Annotated in this window: 12 protein-coding genes; 8 read left to right on the top strand and 4 right to left on the bottom strand. The window is 69.8% G+C overall.

The window, feature by feature from the left end; genetic code table 11:
- Positions 1 to 222: 222 nt before the first annotated feature.
- Genes AS97_RS28970 through AS97_RS28955 form a run of 4 tightly spaced genes read left to right on the top strand, consistent with a single transcriptional unit; the run spans position 223 to position 10,392 of the window.
- Complete coding sequence (locus AS97_RS28970; protein ID WP_210565920.1) at positions 223 to 4,143, top strand: hypothetical protein; 3,921 nt, start codon at positions 223 to 225, stop codon at positions 4,141 to 4,143.
- On the top strand, positions 4,140 to 6,893 hold the full coding sequence (gene pglZ / locus AS97_RS28965) for a BREX-2 system phosphatase PglZ (protein WP_059145332.1): 2,754 nt from the start codon (positions 4,140 to 4,142) through the stop codon (positions 6,891 to 6,893). The genes AS97_RS28970 and pglZ overlap by 4 nt, the downstream gene beginning before the upstream one ends.
- Entirely contained in the window at positions 6,890 to 8,221 is a 1,332-nt protein-coding gene (gene brxD / locus AS97_RS28960; protein ID WP_059145333.1) for a BREX system ATP-binding protein BrxD, read from the top strand. Before pglZ ends, brxD begins: the two co-directional genes overlap by 4 nt.
- Entirely contained in the window at positions 8,218 to 10,392 is a 2,175-nt protein-coding gene (locus AS97_RS28955; RefSeq protein WP_247204524.1) for a DEAD/DEAH box helicase, read from the top strand. Before brxD ends, AS97_RS28955 begins: the two co-directional genes overlap by 4 nt.
- A 113-nt stretch (positions 10,393 to 10,505) precedes the next feature.
- Here AS97_RS28955 and AS97_RS28950 read toward each other — a convergent pair whose 3' ends face one another.
- Both AS97_RS28950 and AS97_RS28945 read right to left on the bottom strand, forming a co-directional pair.
- Positions 10,506 to 11,765, bottom strand: a complete 1,260-nt coding sequence (locus AS97_RS28950; protein WP_210565919.1) for a site-specific integrase — start codon at positions 11,763 to 11,765, stop codon at positions 10,506 to 10,508.
- A 35-nt stretch (positions 11,766 to 11,800) separates the two neighbouring features.
- The gene (locus AS97_RS28945; protein WP_059145335.1) at positions 11,801 to 11,983 is read right to left on the bottom strand and encodes a helix-turn-helix domain-containing protein; all 183 of its coding nucleotides are present in this window, start codon (positions 11,981 to 11,983) and stop codon (positions 11,801 to 11,803) included.
- Between the two features lie 808 nt (positions 11,984 to 12,791).
- Between AS97_RS28945 and AS97_RS28940 the strand changes: the two genes are divergently transcribed.
- From AS97_RS28940 to AS97_RS47725, 3 genes are all read left to right on the top strand, one after another.
- Positions 12,792 to 14,015 (top strand): IS4 family transposase, encoded by a 1,224-nt coding sequence (locus AS97_RS28940; RefSeq protein WP_247204523.1) that lies wholly within the window; start codon positions 12,792 to 12,794, stop codon positions 14,013 to 14,015.
- 329 nt (positions 14,016 to 14,344) lie between these two features.
- Positions 14,345 to 15,562, top strand: coding sequence for an IS110 family transposase (locus tag AS97_RS28935; protein WP_210565918.1), 1,218 nt, complete (start codon positions 14,345 to 14,347; stop codon positions 15,560 to 15,562).
- Between the two features lie 859 nt (positions 15,563 to 16,421).
- Positions 16,422 to 17,474 (top strand): hypothetical protein, encoded by a 1,053-nt coding sequence (locus AS97_RS47725; RefSeq protein WP_247204522.1) that lies wholly within the window; start codon positions 16,422 to 16,424, stop codon positions 17,472 to 17,474.
- A 537-nt stretch (positions 17,475 to 18,011) separates the two neighbouring features.
- On the opposite strand, the gene AS97_RS48675 is transcribed toward AS97_RS47725, so the two are convergent.
- The gene (locus AS97_RS48675; protein WP_282615694.1) at positions 18,012 to 18,146 is read right to left on the bottom strand and encodes a hypothetical protein; all 135 of its coding nucleotides are present in this window, start codon (positions 18,144 to 18,146) and stop codon (positions 18,012 to 18,014) included.
- Positions 18,147 to 18,170: 24 nt separating this feature from the next.
- Here AS97_RS48675 and AS97_RS28925 point away from each other — a divergent pair, with 24 nt between their 5' ends.
- Positions 18,171 to 18,713 (top strand): SUMF1/EgtB/PvdO family nonheme iron enzyme, encoded by a 543-nt coding sequence (locus tag AS97_RS28925; protein ID WP_247204521.1) that lies wholly within the window; start codon positions 18,171 to 18,173, stop codon positions 18,711 to 18,713.
- 250 nt (positions 18,714 to 18,963) lie between these two features.
- Here the strand turns inward: AS97_RS28925 and ychF are convergent, their stop codons facing one another.
- Complete coding sequence (gene ychF, locus AS97_RS28920) at positions 18,964 to 20,052, bottom strand: redox-regulated ATPase YchF (protein ID WP_059146229.1); 1,089 nt, start codon at positions 20,050 to 20,052, stop codon at positions 18,964 to 18,966.
- Between the last annotated feature and the right edge of the window lie 130 nt (positions 20,053 to 20,182).

Raw genomic sequence — 20,182 nt, 5'->3', positions numbered from 1 at the left:
GACCCACTCGACAGGGGCTGTTGCGCTCCCCCGGGTACGTCCGGGCGCTGCTGCGGGCGGAGGGGCCGGGCGCCCCGTCCTGACGCCGATTCCCCCGGCCCTCCCACCGGCGCCCCCACCCCTGGCAGGATGGACATTCGTGGTGTGCGCGGGCCGGTGCCCGCCGAGGGGCCCGGACGCGGCAGCCGGGCGTGACGATGCTGTGGGGAGCGGAAGCGGCTGATGGCGCGAGGCAGCGGGGTCGTACTGAGGGATGTCCTCGACATCAAGGAGGACGTTCTCTCCGGAGACTTCAAGGTCGCCCTGTCCGAGGGGTTCACCGGCGATGCCGCCGGGTCGATCGACGAGTACGTCGTCACACCGCAGCTCCAGGGCGAGTTCCGCAAGGCCCTGAAGCTGGTCGGCAGTGCCCTGCGCAAGAACGCCTCGCACGCCGCGTATCTGCACGGTTCCTTCGGCGCCGGTAAGAGCCACTTCCTGACCGTGCTGCACGCCGTGCTCAACGGGGACCCGGCCGTCGAGAACAAGACGCGGCTGCGGGAGGTGGTCGCCGAGCACGCCGACTGGCTGCCCGGCAGGAAGTTCCTGATGGTGCCCTACCACCTGGTGGGCGCCGCCAGCCTGGAGTCGGCGCTGCTCGGCGGCTATGTGAAGGCCGTGCGCCGGGAGCGGCCCGAGGCGCCGACGCCCCTGGTGTTCCGGGCCGACTCGCTGCTCGCCGACGCGCGTGAGCTGCGCGCGAAGATCGGCGACGAGGCGTTCATCGGACTGCTGCCCGCGCCCGTCGCCCCGCAGGCCGCCGCGGCGGACCACGAGGACCACTTGGACGGGGAGGACGACGAGGACGGGGAGCTCCCCCCCATCGGCGCCGTCCCCGTCGTCGGCTGGACGAGCGCGGCCCTCGACGCCGCGTTCCGCGCGCCCGCCGGCGACCCGCAGCGCGACCAGCTGCTGACGGCCCTGTTCAACGGGCCGAACAAGCACTACGCGGAGACGGTCAGCGGTGACGCCGCCGCGTATGTGGCGCTGGACGACGGGCTCAGTGAAATGAGCAAGCATGCCCGGTCGCTCGGCTACGACGGCGTGGTGCTGTTCCTCGACGAGCTGGTGCTGTGGCTCCAGGCGCGGATGTCCAACCGGACGTTCATCAACGACGAGATCCAGAAGCTGGTCAAGCTGATCGAGTCCAGCAACCCCGACCGGCCGGTGCCGATCATCTCGTTCATCTCCCGCCAGCGCGACCTGTCCCAGCTCATGGGCTCCGACATCCTCGGCTCGGACGTGGAGAACCTCCAGCAGGCCCTGGAGTACCTCAAGGAGCGCGTCACTGTCGTCGATCTAGAGGACCGCAACCTCCCCGAGATCATCAAGGAGCGGGTCCTCAGGCCGCTCCCCGGACAGGAGCGGGTGCTGGAGGCCGCGTTCACCGGGATCGACAAGGCGGGCCAGCTCGTCAAGGACGTGCTCCTCGACGGGGAGGGTGCCACCGGCGCCGACTGGGAGGACTTCCGGGCCGTCTACCCGCTCTCCCCCGCCCTGCTGAACGTCCTCGTGGCCCTGTCCGGGGCGCTCCAGCGTGAACGCACCGGCCTCAAGCTGGTCCAGCAGCTGCTGGAGCGGAACGCGGACGCCGAGGTCGGCCGGCTGATCCCGCTCGGCGACCTGTGGGACGTCCTCGTGGACGCCACCAGCACCGCGTTCACCGCCAAGCTCCAGCAGGAGTCGGAGACCGCCCGCCGCTTCCACGCCAAGGCCCGCCGCTTCCTGCTGAACAAGTACGGGCGTGCCGACCACCCCGACTTCCTCGCCGACGAGCGCTACGTCAAGACGCTGCTGCTCGCCGCCCTCGCGCCCGACGTACCCGCGCTGCGCCGCCTGACCGCCGGCCGGCTCGCCGCCCTCAACCACGGCTCGCTGCGCTCACGGGCCGTGCCCGTGCGGGAGAAGGTCATCGAGCGGATGCGGGCAGTGCAGGGCGAGTTCCCGGGCGAGCTGCGCTCCGAGGGCACCGACGACCCGGTTTTCTCCCTCCACCTGTCCGACCTCGACATCGAGCCGATCCTCGACGCCGTCGTCGGCGAGGACAAGGGCGGTGCGCGGCGCGCCTGGCTGCGCGAGCGGCTGTGGGAGGAGCTGGGCCTCACCGGCCGGCAGGGGCAGCTCCTCGACGAGAAGAAGATCGTGTGGCGCGGCTCCGAGCGCACGGTGGAGTTCGTGTTCGGCGAGGTCCGCAACGCGCGCAGTGTCGCGGACGAGGCATTCGAACCGGCCACCGCGGGCAACCTGCGGATCATCCTCGACTGCCCCTTCGACGAGGAACCGGGCCGCTCCCCCGACGACGCCTACCGGCGCGTCGCCGCCCTGCGCACCTCGCATCCCGGCGCCCCCGTGCTGGTCTGGCTGTGCGACCACTTCTCCGAGCAGCGCAAGGCCCAGCTGGGCCGCCTGATGAGGATCAACTTCCTGCTGGAACGCGACCGGTTGTCGGACTACACCCGCACCTTCCCGCCGGACGACCGTCTCAAGGCCCGCCGCAGCCTGGAGCATGCCCGCGACAATCTCACCCGCACCCTGGTCGAGTCGCTGCGTGAGGTGTACGGGCTCGCCGAGGCCAAGGACGGCACGCGGGGCGCCGAGGTGGCCGACGGGCGGCATGTGCTGTCCCTCCAGCCCGAGTTCCCGCGCCCGCAGCCGGAGGGCAGCAAGCCGTTCGACCTGGCGGTGGCACAGCTCGCCGACGGCATGTTCTCGGCCCTCTACGACAAGCACCCCGACTTCGGACCGGGACCGGGCAGCACGCCCCGCGCGGTCACCCCGGCCGACCTCGCCACCGCCCTGAAGTGGCTCATCCGCGCCGTGGACGAAGGCGGCCGGGCCGAGGTCGACACAAAGGAGATGCGGGCCGTCAAGCGCGTCGTCGAGGCACTGGAGCTGGGCACCGTCCACGACGGTCCGCTCGTCGTGCGCGGCGACCAGTTGCGCACGCGGATCAACCAGGCCGCCTCCGCACACGGCGAGCACGGCGAACTCGCGGTCGAGGACATCCGCAACTGGATCAGGGACGACCTCGGCCTGCGCGGGCTCGACAAGCACGTCTCCAGTCTGCTCATCGCCGCCTACGCCCTGTTCGACGACCGCTCCTGGGTGCTGTACTCCGGCACCGAGACCACGCCTCCCCCGCTGTCCGAGATCGGTCTGGGCTGGAAGCTGCGCGCCCAGCGGCTGCCCACCGAGGAGGAATACGCCACCGCCCGGGACCGCGCCGGCCGGCTGTTCGGCGTCACCGCCAAGCCCGGCCTGTTCGCCCGGAACGTCAACCGGCTCGCCACCGACGTCCTGGCCAGGGCGACCGCGTACGAGAAGAGCGTGGGCGACGTGCGCACCGTGCTCAAGCGGCACGCCACCCTGCTCGGGCTCGACGGGGAGGGCACGGCCGAGCGCGGCCGTATCCTGCGGGAGGCCGCCGCCCTGCTGGCCCGCCTCGTGCGCCACACCGACGACGCCACCGGGCTGGTGTGCGAGCTGGCCTCCGTCTCGTACGACACGCCCGCCCGGGAGCTGTCCCACGCGATGGACAGCGCCGCCGACGTGCTGGCGGCCCTGGACGGCACCGACTGGCGGCTGCTGACCAGCGTGCACGGGCTCACCGGCCGCGACGACAGCATCGGCGACCGCGCACAGCGGCTCATGGACCGGATCGGCGAGGCGGCGCGCGCTCCCGAACTCCAGCGGTCCCTGATCCCCGTGCTCGGCGAGGTCCGTGAGCTGGGGCACGCCCTGGTGGACTCCGCTCTCCGGCTGGAGCGGCCCGCCCCCGGCGAGCCCTCCGCCGAGCCGGACCCGGTGACGGACGCCGGGCAGGTCACGCTGTCCGAGCACGGCGCCCCGCCGATCTCTTCGGACCCAGCGGGGCCCGTGCGGGGCGAGCAGCAGCCGCTGTCCTGGGAGCCCGAGGACTCGGGGACCGACGCCGACGAGCCCCGCCCGGTGCGGGCCGCCCGCCGGGTCATCGCCCCCGGCCCGGCCGCGCTCCACGCCGACCTCAGCGCCGTACGCGAGGAGGTCGAGGCATTCCGCGCCCTGCACCCGGACACCCCGGTGGAGATCTCCTGGCGTGCCGAGCCGGACGGTGAGAGCCGGTGACGATCACCCGTCCCGTCGCAGGCCGACGCGCCATCGAGGTGCTGCTCCAGACCGAGCTGAGGCACGCACCCGACCGCCGGCTCGTCCTGGTCGACGCGGTGTGGGATCCCGAGGAGAAAGACACCGAGTTCACCGTCGCGGTCGACGGCGGGCACCGCCGCGTCGTCGTCACCGACCAGCGATCCCCACTCGGCGTCACCGATGCCTGGCACCGCCACCTCGCGGGCGGCACGGGGGACGACGACAGCCTCCTCGTCATCACCGGCACCGTCCCGTCCGACCAGCTCGGCCTGGACCTGCGGGCCCACGCGGTGCGCAGGCATCCGCTGCCCGTCGACCGCGCCGAGATCGTCGCCCAGCTTTTCGGGGCCGCCGACCTCGACCCGCGCATGCTGGGCGAGCACTGGCTGCTCGACGCGCTGCTCCAGGCCGAGCCGCTCGACGGCTGGCCCCGGGTCGGTGCCGTCCTCACCCGCGACCGGGCCGTACGCGCCCTGCTCGGTGCGCGCCTCGGGCTCGGCGACCCCGCGTCCGACACCCTGGACCTCGACGCCGACGCGCTGTTCGCTTGGACCCGCACCCCAGCCGGGCCCTCGCGCTACGCCGCTCTGCCCAGGGAGGAACAGCGCGGTCTGGAGAACTGGCTGGCACGGACCATCGGGCCCGCCGCTCCCACACTCCTCACGCTGGCCGCCGAGGAGCGGGGCAGTGACGCGCTGCCGCTGGGCGTGCTCGCCTCGGCCGCCCTGGGCTCACGGTCGGCGGAGGCCGCGGGCTTCGCCCTGGGCACCCTGTTCGGTCCGGCCCTCGCCTCCTTCGACACGCTGCGGCCCTTCGCCGACGCCGCCACGGGCGTTCTCACCCGCTGGATCGCGCAGGCCGAGGGCCCCACCGCACCGGCTGGCGCGGCTCGTTCCCGGGTGGTGGCCGTCCTCGAACGCGCCGACCAGCTCGCCGCCGACGCGCGCCTCACCGATCTGGTCCGCGGCGACCGGCTGCTTCCGTCGGGCTACCTGGGGCGGCTGCGGGCCCTGGCCGCCTGCCTCGGCAGCCGTGGCGAGGGCGCGACAGCACTCGCCGAGTCCGCCCTGCACGACCTGGAAGCACATCAGCTCGCCCTGCTCCACGCCGAGTCCACCGAGACCGCCCGTACCGCCGTCCGCCTGATGCGCTGGCTCGCCACCGCGCCCCCGTCTCCCGCGACCGTCGCTCAGGGCGTGCGGGAACACCTGGCCTCCTCGGGCTGGGCCGACCTGGCCATCGGTGTCCTCGCGGAGGGAGACGCGTCCCGGGACGCGGCCGTAGGCGAGGCGTACCGGCGGCTGATAGGAGCGGCGCGGGAGCGCCGCGCCGCTCTCGACGCCCGTTTCGCCGACCTGCTCGCCTCCTGGTCCGAGACTGCCTGCCAGCAGGCGAACGGCGGTGCGCTGCTCATCGAGGACGTCCTCGCCCGGACGGCGGCCCCGCTCGCCCACGGCGGCGGCCGTCCGCTGATCATCGTCCTGGACGGGATGAGCGCGGACGTCGCCGTCCGGACCGCTGGGGAACTGGACCGAAGGGCGTGGACCGAGATCGTGCCAGCCGCGGCGAAGGGCACCCTGCCGCTGAGGCAGGCAGCGGTGTCCATGCTGCCGTCGGTCACCCGTGTCAGCCGGGCGTCCCTGCTGAGCGGTCGGCCCTCCGAGGGCGGCCAGGGCGCCGAGCGCACCGGCTTCGCCGCCTTCTGGCGCAAGCGGCACCGCGACGCGCACCTCTTCCACAAGGGGGGCTACGAGGGCCCGCCCGGTCACCGGCTCGCCCCCGAACTTGTCCAGGCCCTCGCCTCCGACGACATCGTCGCCGTCGTCGTCAACACCATCGACGACGCGCTGGCCGACGGCCGGGAGGGAACCAGCGGCCGCTGGGGCCTGGCCGACATCGGGAAACTGCCCGATCTGCTCAACGCCGCCCGCGACTACGGGCGTCCGGTCGTGCTCGTCTCCGATCACGGCCACATCGTCGACCGCACCGAGCGCGGACACCAGCCCGCCGAGGTCACTGGGGTGCGCGGCGCCCGCTGGCGCACCGGGGACCCCCGTGACGGGGAAGTCGCCCTGGCCGGTCCGCGCGTACTGACCGACGGCCGGCGCATCACGGCCGCCTGGCGTGACGACCTGCGCTACACCGCGCGGCAGGCCGGATACCACGGCGGTGCCTCACTCGCCGAGGTCACCGTTCCCGTGATCACCCTGGTGCCGTCCGGAGGCACCGTGCCGTCGGGCTGGGTGCTGCTGCCGCCCGAGTCGGCCGAGCCCGCGTGGTGGAAGGCATCCGGCGCCGCGGCCGCGCCCGATGCGGTGGCCCAGGACACGCCGGAACCACCCGCCCGCCTCGAGGAGCCGAAGGCTCGGCCCGCCCGCCGCTCCACGGCGTCCGGGCGGCTCACCCTCGGGCAGCGGACCGTGCGCAGCGCCCCGTACCGGACGCAGCGCGAGTTCGTCCGCGGAGCGCCATCCGACAAGGCCGTCGAGGCGGCGCTCGACGCCCTGGACGCGGCGGGCGGGAAGCTGTCGCCCGGAGCGGTTGCCGCAGCAGCCCAGGCCGCCACCGGCAAGTCGCAGCGCAACCCGGCGCGCTTCGCCACGATGCTGGAGCGGCTGCTCAACATCGACGGTTACCCCGTGCTCCAGCTGGTCGAGTCGGGCCGCACCGTGCAGCTCGACCGCGCCCTGCTCAGCCAGCAGTTCCTGTCGTCGGAAGGCAGCGCATGACCGGGCCTGCCCTCGACATCAGCGCCGCGCGCCGCCGGGACGTCGTCGACGCGCTGCGGCGCGGCACCGTCCCGCAGGCGGGGCTGGGCCTGTTCGCCGTCGGGCTGGAGCGCTTCGAGGGCGCGCTCGACGACGACCTGGCCACCGTCGCCCGTGGCGGGGCCGCCTTCCACGCCCTGCGCGGTGAGTACGGCTCCGGCAAGACCTTCTTCGCCCGATGGCTCGCCGAGCGGGCCAAACGGCGCGGGCTTGCCGTCAGCGAGGTCCAGATCTCGGAGACCGAGACCCCGCTGCACCGGCTGGAGACCGTCTACCGCAGACTCACCGAACGGCTCACCACCGCCACCCATCAGCCGTCCGCACTGCGCGCTGTCGTCGACTCCTGGTTCTACGCCCTGGAGGAGGAGGCGCTGGCCGGAGGCGACGTGGCGGACGACGACGAGGAGGCGCTGGCAGCCGCCGTCGACGTGCTCCTGGAGCAGCGGCTGGCCTCCGTCGCCCGCACCACCCCCGCCTTCTCGGCAGCACTGCGCGGATACCGGCGGGCCGTGGCAGCCGGCGAGGGCGCCCTCGCCGAAGCCCTGATCGCCTGGCTCGGCGGCCAGAAGTCGGTGGCCGCCGCCGCCAAGCGCGCCGCTGGAATCCGCGGCGACCTCGACCACTTCGCCGCCCTCGGCTTCCTCCAGGGCCTGCTCACCGTGTTGCGGGACTGCGGGCATCCCGGACTCCTGCTCGTCCTGGACGAGGTGGAGACCCTGCAGCGGGTACGCGGCGACGTCCGGGAAAAGTCCCTCAACGCGCTGCGCCAGCTCCTCGACGAGATCGACACCGGACGATTCCCCGGCCTGTTCCTCGTCATCACCGGCACCCCCGCCTTCTACGACGGTCAGCAGGGCGTACAGCGCCTGGCGCCCCTCGCCCAGCGCCTCGCCACCGACTTCACCACCGACCCGCGCTTCGACTCCCCGCGGGCGGTGCAACTGCGGCTGCCAGGCTTCGACCTCGCCTCCCTCGGCGAACTGGGGCGCAAGGTGCGCGACATCTTCGCGGCCGACGCCCGTCATCCCGCGCGGCTCGCCGCGCTCGCGGACGACACCTACCTCGACGAGCTGGCCCGCGCCGTCACCGGTGCGCTCGGCGGGAAAGTCGGCATCGCGCCGCGTCTGTATCTGCGCAAGCTGGTCGCCGATGTCCTGGACCGCATCGACGAGTTCGAGGACTTCGACCCCCGCAGGCACTACTCCCTGACCCTGCACACAGCTGAACTCAGCGACACCGAGCGCAACGCCGCGAGCAGCGCGGCGGACGTCCCCCTGGACCTGCCGTGAGCGACCGGGTGTCCGACGAGGCAGCCGAGCCGCGCGCGCCCGACGCCTTCGACCTGCTCGACCCCGTACTCGGACACCACATCGTCAACACGCTCGGCTGGCACACCCTGCGCCCCCTGCAGACCGAGGCCATCGCCCCGCTCCTCGACGGTGAGGACGCCGTGCTGCTGGCCCCCACCGCGGGCGGCAAGACCGAAGCGGCCGTCTTCCCCTTGCTGACCCGGATGAACCGGCGCGGCTGGAAGGGCACCAGCGTGCTGTACGTGTGCCCGCTCAAGGCCCTCCTCAACAACCTGCACCCGCGCCTGGAGACGTACGCGGGCTGGCTGGGCCGCAGCACGGGCCTGTGGCACGGCGACGTCACCACCTCGCGCCGCCGCCGACTGCTCGTCGAACGCCCCGACATCCTGCTGACCACACCCGAGTCCCTGGAGTCCATGCTGGTCAGCACCCACGTCGACCATCACTCCTTCTTCAGCGGCCTGCGCTCGGTCGTCATCGACGAGGTTCACGCCTTCGCCGGCGACGACCGCGGCTGGCACCTGCTGGCCGTCCTCGAACGTCTGGCGCGCATCGCGAGCCGTCCCCTCCAGCGCGTCGGCCTGTCCGCGACCATCGGAAACCCCACCGAGCTGCTGGACTGGCTCCAGGGCTCCGGGCACGGCCGACGGCCCGGCCACGTCATCGCCCCCGATGCGCGGCCGCTGCCTCCGTCGGCGGGGACCACGCAACCACCCGGAGAGGTCGAACTCGACTACGTCGGTTCCGTCGCCAACGCCGCGATCGTCATCGCCGCTCTCCACCGCGGCGAGAAGCGTCTCGTCTTCTGCGAGAGCCGGCGCACCGTCGAGGAGCTGGGCGAGCAGCTGCGCCTGCGCGGTGTCACGACCTTCCTCTCCCACGCCTCGCTCTCCGTGGACGAACGCAGACGGGCTGAATCGGCGTTCGCCGAGGCGCGGGACTGTGTGATCGTCTCGACCAGCACCCTGGAACTGGGCATCGACGTAGGCGACCTGGACCGGGTCATCCAGCTCGACGCACCCCGCACCGTCGCCGCCTTCCTCCAGCGCCTGGGCCGCACCGGGCGCCGCACCGGCAGCAGCCGCAACTGCCTCTACCTCGCGCTGGACGACGAAGGGCTCCTCGCCTCGGCAGCCCTGCTGCTGCAGTGGTCGCGTAACTGGGTGGAACCCGTCACCCCGCCCCCCGAGCCCCGTCATCTCGTCGCCCAGCAGCTGTTGGCCCTATGCCTCCAGGAACATCAGGTCGGCGAGAACGTGTGGCAACAGTGGTGGGGCGGTATCGGCCCCTTCGGCCCCGGAGCCGCTCCTGTCGTCCGGCATCTGGTCGAACAGGGCTACCTCGACCAGGACTCGGGCCTTCTGTTCATCGGTCCGGAGGCCGAACAGCGCTACGGGCACCGCCATTTCATGAACCTGACGGCCGTCTTCACCGCCCCGCCCGAGTTCACTGTCCTCAACGGCCGCAGCGAGATCGGCCGCACCGACCCCGACCTACTCACCGAGGAGGTCCAGGGGCCTCGCAGGCTCCTGCTGGCGGGACGTAGCTGGCAGGTGACCCACATCGACTTCAGCCGACGCCGGTGCTTCGTCACCCCGGCTGACGAGGGCGGGCGGGCACGGTGGAACGGCTTCGGCGCCGAGCGGATCCTCTCCTTCGAGCTGACCCGCGCCGCACGCGACGTCCTCCTCGGAGAGAACCCGCCCGTGCGCCTCACCGGGCGGGCCTCGGCACGCCTCGCTCAGGCCAGGGAGGCGCACGTGAACACGGTGCATCCCGGAGGTACCGTCATCGTCCGACGCCCCGATGGGGACGTACGGTGGTGGACCTGGGCCGGCCACCGCGCGAACGCCACGCTCGCCGCCACCCTGCTGCCCGCCATCTCACCCCGCCGCCGCGCCCACGCCCACTGGATCCAGCTGCGGGACGACATCACACGTGCGGACTGGGCAAGCGCCATGGCCCGAGCAGACGAAGGTCTGAGCCTGCCCGAGATCGACGGGCACGCTGTACGCGGCCTGAAATTCGCCGAAGCGCTGCCCGCCAGGCTCGCCGAGGCGACGCTGGCCGCACGCACCGTGGACAAGGCAAGTGCCCGCTGCATCCTCGAAGAGTCGGTCCGGTTCGCCATGCTTCAGGCCGAATCCTGAGCGCAGCTGAGCCCGATCGCCCCAGCGCGGGCCAGCGTGTGAAGTGCCACGTCGGACTCCGAAGATCGGATCCAGCACAGATCCAGCACGGTCGGAAGCGATCCAGCACCACGTCAGGCCGCTTCGCCGTATCGGAACGGCCTGTTTGGTGTCTCCGTGGGCACCTCCACAGGCACCGGCCGCATGGCGGCCTGCATGATGGCGCGGCACCGGTCCCACGCTTCCGGAACGACGTGGCCGTAGATGTCGACCGTCGTCTTGATGCTCTTGTGCCCGAGCCAGCGCGAGAGCTCGTGGATGGGGATTCCATTCGCCAGGGCGGTGGACGCGAAGAAGTGCCGAAGGCCATGTGGGGTGTACTTCGGCTTGCCGTCCTCGCTGACCAGCTCAGCAGCCTTCAGCGCCTTCCGGAAGTGGTAGCCGTATGTCGTGGCCGTGGGCATGACCCCCTTCCCCCGTTCCCGAGGAGCGAAAAGGACTTCCGCCTCCCTGCCCCTGCCCGCCTTGTCTTTGAACACCAGCGGCACTGCTCCCCACTGCTCCATGTGGGCATCGATCTCGTCGCCGACGAACGGCGGCATGGGGATGTCCCGGTACTCACCCTCGTCCCTGTGCTTGAGCGGCGCGAGCCGGGTTTTGCAGTCCGCCCGGTTTGCCTTGGCGCTGACCTGCCAACGCACCCGAATGAGGCCGGGGAGCCGACATGCTGTGTTGAAGGCCAGCGTCTCGCTGATCCGCAGCCCGAGCCCGGCCTGGAGCCACACGGTGAGCTTGTACTGAGGTGGGATGTGCTCGGCGATGAGGAGGACCTCTTCCAGTGAGGGGATCTCGTCCTCATCGACCCCGAGGCTGCCGAGAGCGATCTTCACACCCTTGGCGGGGCCCTCCTGAATCCGCTTCTCTTCCTTCGCGGACCAGAAGACATGCTTCACCATCTTCATGCGGTCATAGACCGTACTCGCGGCGAGTTCCTTGCTGATCGCAGCAACGAAGTGCTCGATGTCTCGTCTTGTGACACCTGTAATCGTCTTGCGGCCAAGTCGTGGGACCAGGTGCTTGTCGATGAAGCCCCGGTAATTGGCCAACGTCGAGTCGCTGACCACACGACGCTCCAACCAGTCTTCAACATAGGCCCTCACAGTGATCTTCCCGGCGTCTGGGTCGATGTACGCGCCCTGGACCTTGTCGCTCTCCATCTTCGCGCCGTGGGCCTCGGCCAGCGACTTCTTCTTGAAAGTCTCCTCACGTTGACGACTCGTACGCCCTCCGGGCTCTCGGTACCGGACCGTCCAGTCGTGACCGCACCGAACCTTCTCGCATGGAAAGTACCTGTTTCGCTTATCCGTCTTACACCGCTGAAAAACAGTGGCCATGGGCCCTCCATTTCCGGTTCGATTTCGGGCAAGCCTCACCCGTAGTTGTCATCCAGATAGGCGACGATGTCGCGCTCACGGAATCGCAGAAGCCGCCCCACCTTCTGCGGTTTCAGCCCCCATGCGCGGTATTTGTTCCGCACAGTGTTCTCGCTGACCTTGAGCCACTTCGCGACCTCTTCTGGGGTCAGCAGCCGGTTGCTTCCACCTCGCGTCATGCGGGCACCGCCCCGGGATGACTCATCCTGTTTTCCTTTGCTTGCTCAGCAGATGTGTGCGGACATGGCAAGGCCAGGCAGGCCCGTCGTGCCGACCGAACGACCATGGACGCTCCGTCTCGGCCACGTCGTCAAGCGCGCGATCTTGTTCACGACAGGAAGCCGCGGCGGGGTGACGGACGAACTCGATGTGTCGCTTTTCAATTGCGCCGCAGGGCGGCGCGTCCTCGTATCGAAATACAGACCGGAATCGCGTGGGCTGAGGATCCAGATCGAGATGGGGAGCGGACGGTGGCGGTGGAGCACAGGAATCACTGGCGGCGCCGGGAAAGGAGGTCCGGCCGTCTGGTGCTGACGTAATCAATAGGGATTCGGGACGCAGCTCTTTGCCATCTTCTGCTGGGTGTTGACCACCTGTGCGCTCCAGTCGTTACGCCGTCAGCGTCGTCCCTCGAACATGCTGGCTCTGCATCAGCGCGCCGCCTTGAACATCCCTATGGCCCGACTACCGCATCCCCTGGCCTCACACCCCGGCCCCGCCTGGGTGCTCCTCCACCGGCTCCTCAATGGCCTGACCGAAACCGTCAACGCCCACCGTGGCGCACCTCCCAGGTTCACCCGCACCCCACCCGAACCACTACACGGAGCAATCCGGGAACACCCGAGGAGCACTCGCACCCCCGCCCCCGTTATGTTTTTCGCGGTCCCGCAATGGGGCCGCTGGCCTCCGGGCCCGGTATGACTGTTGCCCCCTGTCGACGGCATGACAATGCCGTTGCTTTTGAGGCGGTCGGCCGGTTGAGCCCATGTGCTGATATCCCGTCTGGAGCGGTTGGGGCTGGGCGTCCTGACCCGGTCGTGCCCGCCGGACTTGGTGGACCGGGTAGTCGGTGACGCTGGTCGCTCGGAGAGGCGCCGGCGTCTGCTGTCTGCTCGGTTCACGGTCTACTTCGTGCTGGTGATGTGCCTGTTTCCGCAGGCCGACTACCTGGAGGTCTTGCGCCTGGTGAAGACCGGGGATCCGGGACTGCGGTCGTGGACCGGGGTCAACAAGTCGTCGCTGACCAGGGCCCGGCAGAGGCTCGGATGGGCCGTGATGCGGGATCTGTTTCGTGCCGTGGCCCGGCCCCTGGGCGGGAGTGGAGAGCTGTTCCGCGGTCTGCGGGTCCTTGCCCTGGACGGGACTTTGCTGGCCGTGCCCGACTCAGCAGGGAACAACGACGCCTTCGGCAAGTCGGGCTCCGAGCGCAGTCCCATGGGATATCCGCAGGCAAGGGTTGTCGCCGTCGCGGAGTGCTCTTCCCACGCGGTGCTCGACGCCGTGATCGGCGGGTTCAAGGAGTCCGAACGCATCGTCTCCGACACGCTCGAGGCCCACATCGGAGCTGGCACTTTATTGCTGGCCGATCGCGGCCTTTGGGGCCTGGCTCGCTGGCACCACCTGCGGGAACGGGGCACTCACCTGTTATGGCGGATCGAGCGGCGCAAGGCCCGCCAGGTCCAGGACGTCCTGCCCGACGGCAGCTACCTGGCCCGGATCGAGGCGAACAAACACAGCAAGGCAGCCGGAACGGCAAAGGCCCCGCCGGCGCTGGTGCGGGTGATCGAGTACCGCATCGACGGGCAGCCCGACATCGTCCGCCTGATCACGAGCCTGACTGACCACGAGAAGTACCCGGCCGCCGAGCTCGCCGCCCTCTATGCCCGACGCTGGGAGATCGAGCTGGTCCTCGATGAGATCAAGACCCATCAACGCGGCCGGCCAGTCCTCAGATCGCAGACTCCGGACGGGGTGCGGCAGGAGATCTACGCACACCTGATCGTGCACCACGCCACCCGCGACCTGCTGGACGAAGCCGCCCGCCTGCACTCCAGCACCGCCGAGCGGACCTCGTTCACCCGGACCCTGCACGTCGTCCGCCGCACGGTGATCTCACCCAGCGGCTTTTCCCCCCTCCGCCCGCAGACGCGACCGGCACCTCGGACTCACCGAGATCGGCCACAGCCTCCTGCCTCATCGTCGGCTTCGTGACTGCCCCCGCAAGATCCGGTCATGCATCACCGGCTACGGCAGTAAGGCTCCCGGCGAGCCCAGCAGCCAGCACCGTCCACCCGTGATCGTCACTCTGCATCACCGGTGGGAATGAGTGCTAAAGCAACGGCATTGGACGGCATGACCTGGGGGGTGGTGTCGCCGGGCCCGGGAGGTGTCCGTCGGAGACGCTGATCAGAGGTCCGGCCACCGTCCGGTCCAGCGCAACGCCGGACAGTTCGCGGGCGGCAGGTCTGCATAACGTGGATGCGCGAGCACGACATCCGAGCCGAGGCCGGCACCGTCAACACCCCCTGGGAAGGGGCACGATGTTCAAGATCGAAGACGTGGGCGTTTTCCTGGGCCTGGATGTCGGCAAGAGTGCCCACCACGGCCACGGACTCACCCCGGCCGGAAAGAAAGTCTTCGACAAGCCGCTGCCCAACAGCGAGCCGAAACTGCGGGCCGTCTTCGACAAGCTCACCGCCAAGTTCGGCACCGTCCTGGTGATCGTCGACCAGCCCGCCTCGATCGGCGCTCTGCCGCTGAACGTCGCCCGCGATGCGGGCTGTCAAGTGGCCTACCTGCCGGGCCTTGCCATGCGCCGGATCGCCGACCTCTACCCCGGCGAGGCCAAGACCGACGCGAAGGACGCCGCGGTGATCGCGGACGCGGCCCGCACCATGCCGCACACCCTGCGGTCCCTGGAACTGACCGACGAGATCACCGCGGAACTCACGGTCCTCGTCGGCTTCGACCAGGACCTCGCAGCCGAGGCCACCCGCACCTCCAACCGGATACGCGGCCTGCTCACCCAGTTCCACCCCAGCCTGGAACGCGTCCTGGGCCCGCGCCTGGACCACCAGGCCGTGACCTGGCTGCTGGAGCGTTACGGCTCCCCGTCCGCCCTGCGCAAGGCCGGCCGCCGCAGACTCGCGGAGCTGATCCGCCCGAAAGCCCCCCGCATGGCCCAGCGGCTGACCGACGACATCTTCGACGCACTGGACGAACAGACCGTCGTCGTCCCCGGCACCGGCACCCTCGACATCGTCATCCCCTCTCTGGCCGCTTCCCTGGCCGCCGTCCACACCCAGCGCCGGGCGATGGAAGCCCAGATCAACACCCTGCTGGAGGCCCACCCTCTTTCCCCGGTCCTGACGTCGATGCCCGGCGTCGGCGTCAGGACCGCCGCCGTCCTGCTGGTCACCGTCGGCGACGGCACCAGCTTCCCCACCGCCGCCCACCTCGCCTCCTACGCCGGACTCGCCCCCACCACCAAGTCCTCCGGCACCTCGATCCACGGCGAACACGCACCCCGAGGCGGCAACCGGCAGCTCAAACGGGCGATGTTCCTGTCCGCCTTCGCCTGCATGAACGCCGACCCCGCCTCCCGCGCCTACTACGACAAGCAACGAGCACGCGGCAAGACCCACACCCAAGCCCTCCTCCGACTCGCCCGCCAACGCATCAGCGTCCTGTTCGCCATGCTCCGCGACGGCACCTTCTACGAACCCCGGACACCGAGAGACCTCGAACTCGCCGCCTAACCCCAGCAACCCCGAACCACCCCAAAACCGACAGGGATGCCTTGACGGAAGACATAGAGGCACCCCCACATCCCCCACCACCGTCCGCCCACCCGGACAGGGGAATTGGCGGCCAAACAGCGGCCACAACACACCCTGACAGCCCCAAATCCCATCCCGGTGGGCCCCCGGGCCAGCCGGATACGCAACACGATGCAGACGCCCCCGTACGCCCGGGCTCCCCGCACTGGACCTCGCCGATCAGCATCCGCCAGCTTCGCCACCATCTGCACCTGGGCCAACACCACGCCCGCCAGCTCCGCACTTCGACACCGAGCGCACCCCGGGAGCACCCGCACCTCAACGCGCACCCGGGACCGCACCCGACGCCCCGGCGCGAGATGCACCCCCCGGGGCGTCGGGAGCGGCTTGGCTGGTTGGCCACCGCACAGCATTCCATCGCCAACGCACTGGTTACGCTGGCCAAGCAGGGAATCGAACGTCCACGCGCCTACCGGCTTACCGCCACACTCGGGAGCGACCGGTAGACGAGGCGGATCAGCCGACGGCCGAGTACCGCCCAGAGAGCGGAGTGGCGCCCGGTCCTGATGTCGCTCCATGGCCCCGATGGCTCGCTGCTGGCTCACTACTGGCTCTCGGATGATGCTCCAGCAGCTCAGTCACCGGCGCCGGATCCCAAGGTGAGCGGCAAAGCTTCATAGGCTGCTTCGGCTTCGGCGCGCAGGGCAGCGACGGACAGGGGCTCGGTCACAGCGCGGCTCCTCACACATAGGGGGTGGGCCCAGCAAGCTGAGGCGGTGGAACTCCCGAGGGCATAGAGATTGGGCTGGGACTCACGAAGTTCCGGAAGGGGAATGACTTGTCGAAGGCCGAGTTCGGGGCAGTCATCATCGCCGTATGGACGTTATCGATCTGGGCACTGAGCATGACGGCGACGTCACAGAGCCGCGGCAACAAGGCGTTCTTGGAGCGAATCTGTTGGAGGTGGGCTCGCGTGCGGGCCGAGACGCGTCGGACAAAGCTGGAGCGCGACGTGCGTGAGAGCGACCTGGCGACGCTTCCAGACGATCGCACGCTGGACTACTTGCAACGTGAGGACGTGCTGTACCAAGCGTCCAAGAAGGCGCTGGCCGTCAAGATGGTGGTACCCGTCGCATCATCCGTGTCAGCGGGCGGCGCCCTGGCTGCGCTCGTCATGCAACGCACAAGTTGGCGCGTCTGGCGGGATGTCCTCGCCATAGCAACCCTGCTTGCGCCGATGGCGACCACCTTTGTGATCAGCTGGCTCGTGGGTCACCAAGGTAAGCAGCGGTGGACGACTGAGATCGTGGCAGCCACAGCACGTCGGGCATATCTGGCTCTGCTGAATCCTCCGGATGTGTCTGGACGGGAGCCTTCGTCGGAGGCTCCCTTCAATTCCCCGCAGGTCACAGCGGTCCGGGCGCTGGAGGAATTCGCTATCGCCTTGGAAAAGTACGCCATGCAGCGTGCACTGCCTGACGGACGTAACCCCATGCCCCAGGTTGTGGCCCAGTTCTCGTCGGCTGCAGCCCTCGTGCGCGAACTTCGCGATGACGTTGAACTCGACCGTATCGACGGAGCGAAACGAGCGCTGCTCGAAGTGGAGCGGATTCTCAAGGTCCTTGCGAGCGGCCGGATGCAGGACCTCGCGCCGAACAACGTGGCCGCTGGCGATCTGCTGCGCAGCCACCACGAACGAAAGGCATGGCGAGGGCAGATGCTGCGAGGTTTGGCGTTCACTCTCTGTCTTGCTGGCATCGTCTTCGCCCTGGCTTCATCGGCTGTGGGAATCGCCTTGGCCACGGCCGCCGCCGCTGGCCTGGTGGCGGCGTGGGACAAGATCCTGCGGATTTCCGTAGACCCAGATGGAAACAGACCGGCGAACGGCTGAGGGTCAGCTCAAGAACCGGGACCGGCGCCGAGGACGGCCGCCCACTCGTCGACGGCGCCGCCAATGGCGCTGCCGGGATGCTCTCAGGGGCGTCGCCGTCGCAGCCGAACTCGGGCGGGTCATTGCGGCTGGTGTGGTCGAGGTTGAACCAAGTGGGACTCGGGTTGAGCGATCGCGATGGGCAAGGCATGGGCGCCGCACGTCGTACAGGCGGTCCTTGAGCACGCAGGCGAGGCGGTTGCCGGGGCCGCCGGGTCAAGTAGATCGGAATGCTTTGCTGTACCGATATACAGTCGCCCTCGCCAGCAACTGCTTCGTCTACGGCCTGGCCTGCGGTGAAGCCCTGCACGGGGGCGTCGCGTCCAAGGACGGCCCCGGACACGCCGATGGAAACGACGGGGGAAACGCCATCGGCCCATCCGAGCCACTCACCGCCTGGCGGCACGTGATTGTCAACCCGAGCATCCGCAGTCCGTGACGTGACCTTTCCAGGAATTCGCGCTCAGCCTGGCGAGTCGCTCATTAGCCTCATGACCGTCATCCACCCTGCTCGCCCGCGCCGGCACCGCCGTACAGCAGCGGTTCGCGGCGCTCCTCACCGAACAGGCAGCCGCCGAGCACGACGAGCGCGCCGAGGAACTCCTGCGCCGCGACCCGCGCAGCGCCAAGCACCCGGTCGACGGCAAAGTCGTAGTCGTGACCCTCGTGGGCGCCTTTCGCATCGACGTCTTCCCGACCACCAACGCCGCGTACGAGCGTTTCGTACGCGCCACCGGCCACCGCTCACCACAGCACTGGCCCGGCGGCCGGTGCGCCGATGGCCTCTTCGACCATCCCGTGGTGTGGGTGACGTGGCACGACGCCGCCGCCTACGCGCGCTGGAGCGGCAAGACCTCCCCCACCGCCCGACAGTGGGAGAAAGCCGCCCGCGGCCCGAAGGGAGGCATCTACCCGTGGGGCGACGAGCCCACTGCCGCGAAATGCAACGTGGCCGAAGCCGGGATAGGGAGGACAACCCCCGTCGCCCGGTACCAGGCCGGGGTCAGCCCGTACGGGGTGTTCGACCTGTGCGGGAACACCTGGGAGTGGTGCTCCATCGAGGCGAAGCCCGGCCGGTACGAACTGCAGAGGTCAGCCTTCACCTCACCGTTCGAGCGCGCTGCCCCATCGCTGAGAAACGCGGCGAACGCCACCATGCTGGACAACGACACCTCCTTCCGCTGCGTGGGCCCCACGTAACGAGGCGCCAGTCCAGTCCGAGGCCGCCGGTCCAAGCCCGGACGCGGCCCCAGGCTTCCGGCGCGCCGTCGGCTTGATCCAGCACTGATCCAGCACGGTACGGATATACAGAGGTGATCGCAGGTGACGACGCGTCAGGTTATCCAGCACCGATCCAGCACGGTTACGGGAACGGGGCCACGCCCCGGCGCGCGTGACCCCGCTTGACCTGCATGTTTGCTAGATCGCCGATACCGTGCCATGACGCCCGCTACACATTGAAGCGGAACTCCACCACGTCCCCGTCCTGCATCACATAGTCCTTGCCCTCCATGCGCGCCTTACCGGCCGCGCGGGCCTCGGCGACGGAGCCCGTCTCGACCAGGTCCTCGTAGGAGATGACCTCGGCCTTGATGAAGCCCTTCTGGAAGTCGGTGTGGATCACACCGGCCGCCTCGGGGGCCGTGGCGCCCTTCTTGATGGTCCAGGCGCGGGATTCCTTGGGGCCGGCGGTGAGGTAGGTCTGCAGGCCCAGGGTGTCGAAGCCGACGTGGGCGAGGGTGGCGAGGCCGGGTTCTTCCTGGCCCACGGACTGGAGGAGCTCGAGGGCCTCGTCCTCGTCCAGCTCGGCGAGGTCGGCCTCCAGCTTGGCGTTGAGGAAGATCGCCTCGGCGGGGGCGACGAGGGCGCGCTGCTCGGCCTTGAAGGACTCGTCGGTGAGCTCGTCCTCGTCGACGTTGAAGACGTAGAGGAAGGGCTTGGTGGTGAGCAGGTGCAGCTCGTGGAGGAGGGCGGCGCGCTCGCTGCCCTGGACGATGCCGGCGGAGAAGAGGGTGTGGCCCTCCTCGAGGATGGCCTTGGCCTCCTCGACGGCCTTGACCTGGGGCTGCTTGTCCTTCTTGATCCGGGACTCCTTGACCAGGCGCGGCAGCACCTTCTCGATGGTCTGGAGGTCGGCGAGGATCAGCTCGGTGTTGATCGTCTCGATGTCGCTCTTCGGCGAGATCTTGCCGTCGACGTGGACGACGTTCTCGTCCTTGAAGGCGCGGATGACCTGGCAGATGGCGTCGGACTCACGGATGTTCGCCAGGAACTTGTTGCCCAGTCCCTCGCCCTCCGAGGCGCCCTTGACGATGCCCGCGATGTCGACGAAGTCGACGGTGGCGGGAAGCTTGCGGGCCGAGCCGAAGATCTCGGCGAGCTTGTCCAGGCGGGGGTCGGGGACGCCGACCACGCCGACGTTGGGCTCGATGGTGGCGAACGGGTAGTTGGCCGCCAGCACGTCGTTCTTGGTCAGGGCGTTGAAAAGGGTCGACTTGCCGACATTCGGCAGACCGACGATTCCGATCGTGAGCGACACGTTGGCGACTTCCCGTAACTTCCCGTGGTCGGGATGTGAGGACAGAGGACGGACCCCGGCGGGGCCGGTCCACCAGTCTACGGGGCCGCCCCCGATCACCCGGCCGATCACCCGACCGGGCTGACAATCG

Origin of the sequence: Streptomyces sp. AgN23 (assembly GCF_001598115.1) — a bacterium.
In the GTDB taxonomy this organism is placed as follows: domain Bacteria; phylum Actinomycetota; class Actinomycetes; order Streptomycetales; family Streptomycetaceae; genus Streptomyces; species Streptomyces antimycoticus.
The sequence above is the reverse complement of the archived record's forward strand: the minus strand, read 5'-3'. Positions and strand labels throughout refer to the sequence as shown.